The sequence below is a fragment of the Microbacterium sp. CH1 genome, from assembly GCF_001595495.1.
GTDB lineage: Bacteria > Actinomycetota > Actinomycetes > Actinomycetales > Microbacteriaceae > Microbacterium.
This window is the reverse complement of the sequence record NZ_LOSO01000016.1, coordinates 1-2740: the sequence shown is the minus strand read 5'-3', so window position 1 is coordinate 2740 and position 2740 is coordinate 1. Positions and strand designations below refer to the sequence as shown.

1 protein-coding gene is annotated in these 2740 nt (G+C 62.4%); it reads right to left on the bottom strand.

Going from position 1 to position 2740, the window contains the following annotated elements; genetic code table 11:
• Positions 1-423: 423 nt before the first annotated feature.
• Positions 424-1653 (bottom strand): DUF2510 domain-containing protein, encoded by a 1230-nt coding sequence (locus AUV07_RS17635; RefSeq protein ID WP_146008246.1) that lies wholly within the window; start codon positions 1651-1653, stop codon positions 424-426.
• Positions 1654-2740: the final 1087 nt, after the last annotated feature.

Below are 2740 nucleotides of genomic sequence, written 5' to 3'. Positions count from 1 at the left end.
CGTGGGCGACACGACCGCTGTGCCTGCCGCAGTCGACGCCGACATGCGCACGAGCGGCCTCAGCCACCTCACCGCCGTATCCGGAGACATCGGTCGTTTGAGAGGTGGGTAATGGCTGGCTGCTATTTTCGCGCGCCTTCAGCCAAGGAGAGCCACCGCTCTCGACTTCTCGCGGGAGCCGATGGCGGCGTTCAAGGGCGGCGTAAACGATGACGGCTCAATCAGCGCTGGACGCGAGTGGATCCGTCGTGTTCACCTGATCCGCACCGCCGCCAGGCTCCGCGGTTTGCCGACGTTATTATCGCGTGGGGGCGTTTCAAAATGGAGGGCAGAGGTCGAGGACGCGGAAAGCGGTCTCCCGGCGTGATGACGCGGGTCGGCGCCGTCGCAGCGCAGAGCCTTTTTAGGGCGGAGGACGCCGCCCTAAAGACCGATTACCCGTGCCTTCATCGCCGTGGCCTGTTCCGCCGTGATTGCGCCTGAACGTTCGAGGGCCACAATGCGCTCAATCTGACTGGTGAGGTCGGCATCGTCGCTCGGTGATGGCGTCGCCGGGGGCGACGAAGAGACCTGCGACGAGCGAGCGTCTCGCTCCATCCCGTCCGCGATCGCATTGATCCGCTGAGCGATCGATCGAGCAGACCCAACGCTCTGAACCGGGATGTTCATTGAGAAAGTCCACTCGCGGGAGCCGACGTGGAACTCGGCTTGTCGAGTATCCGTCTTCTCCTTCTTTCCGAACGCCAACGCGGGAAGGAGGGCGGTGCCCGGAAGCACCGACCCGATGAGACCTGCTGTCATCGATGGGCGTGACGTGACCTGGACCTGGCCGTCCAGGAACACCTGCGCCTGCGTGAACGCGTCGATCGGGCGCGCCTCCGCACCCCGATGAACGCGGTCGTCGAACACCGTGAGTTTCGGGGAGAAGTTCGCGGAGACGACGATCCCGACCATAGTGGGGACGTGTGCTCCCATTGATCGGCGCAATTCGTTCAGCTGACTAGTCGCCAACTCGACGCCACCCTTAATCTTCTGGGATTTGGACCACACCAATAGCGCATGCGACATCGCGACTTCTGCGGAGCGATCGCCGCTCTCTATGACTGTTCCGATCGTTTCTACTCTTCGAGACAGTGCCCTTCGGAATACGTCCTCTACAGCTGCCGTCTTCTCGGCGCGCGTCACTTTACCTGTCGAGAGGGTCCGGCCTGTGGCTGTCTCGAACTCCCGTGCAAGGCGTTCTACAACGAGGGGGGATTGAGCAGTCAACTTGGATGGCACACCAATGAGCATCGCTTTGCGGCCCTCGCGGATGCGGATTCCGGTGGTCAAGACTTCAAGCGTCGAAAGGTCATCCCACGGCACGACCCGCGGCTTATCGCCGACGAGCCCGCGGCCGAGCCAAGTGGTCCCCTCGAGGTGTATACCCTCGGGGCGAATATCGATGATCACGCCGGATGCGGCGAACGGGAAGAGTGCAGCCTCTGGTTGAGGTTCTACAAGCGCCTCCATCGTCGTCGGCTGGTCGATGGGACCTGTGTCGATCCTGCTTGGAGATGTGACCTGTCGGTGCTGATCAAGCCACTGCGTGCCGTCCCAGTACGTTTCCCAAGCCGGTCCATTCGCATACCAGCCCGCTGCAGCTCCACCCACGATGCTCCCCTTCGAGACCGCCCCAATGACGGCATCCCACAGCGAGAACTTACTACTTCAGCGGTCGCCTCCGCTCAAGATTGCCACCCAGATCGTCGTGTGAAAGGACGTCGTCGACCGATCTGGAACGGCAGACAGAGAGGTACCCCGTGGTACGAGGTAGCGGATGGACGGCAGATGGGCACGATCCGGTCGAGACCGATACGCGCGCATGACCAGGGCAGCGGCGGACGAGCTTGAGCAAGTCGTCGAGTTATGACGTGGTTGGACAGGTCAATCGATGCACTATGCCCGATCTGACAGTTGTGGGCGCGCTGTACCGTCGTAGCGCGTGCAGATGATGCGGAAGGCGTGACGTGATGCGATAGAACTGGACGATGCAGACTGCGTCCGACTGGGCGACACTTCGCTCGACGGTTAAGAGGCGTGACGGTCATCTCATGCTTGGGGACGGCGTCGGTTCGATGCCCGGCACCATACACTCGCTAGTCGGTTTCCTCACCGAGGTCTATCCGCGAGGATCGCTCGAGCGGATTGAGATGCTGTGGAGGGCACGTCCATGAGCGTGATGGATACCCGCGCCATCCCCGGAAGGTCATCGGCAGGGCCACGTGAGATCCCTAAGGATCCCGAAGCGGTGCACGCTACCGATCAACGAGCGAACGACTGGCTCAGTCGTGTTCGAGAAGGAAAGCCGGCGGGAGAGGGTACTCGCATTGTGCAATCCGAGGAGACGGGACGGATGATGAGGGCCGGCAACTTCGACGCGGGTGGACTCATTTGGATGGCACCCGCAGCGGCCATCGAGGGGCTGCCCCCCCGACTTCGGCAGAAGCGCTAGCCATTGGATACGCATCTGCTGGAACACGGTGCTACAACTAATCCCACCTTGGTTCTTAACTATGTCCGGGGCGAACTGCGCGATCGTCGTCGCCGCGGTGTTCGGGATCGGCGAAGTGCTCCTCCACACCCTTGACCTCCAGGGTCGTTTTCCTCTGCTCCTGCGGCGGTGGTCGCGGCGGGCGGAGCGGGCGTCGGCGCGACTCTAGCTTGATCGGATGCAGGAGCTGCCGCGTTCGTCCCCGGG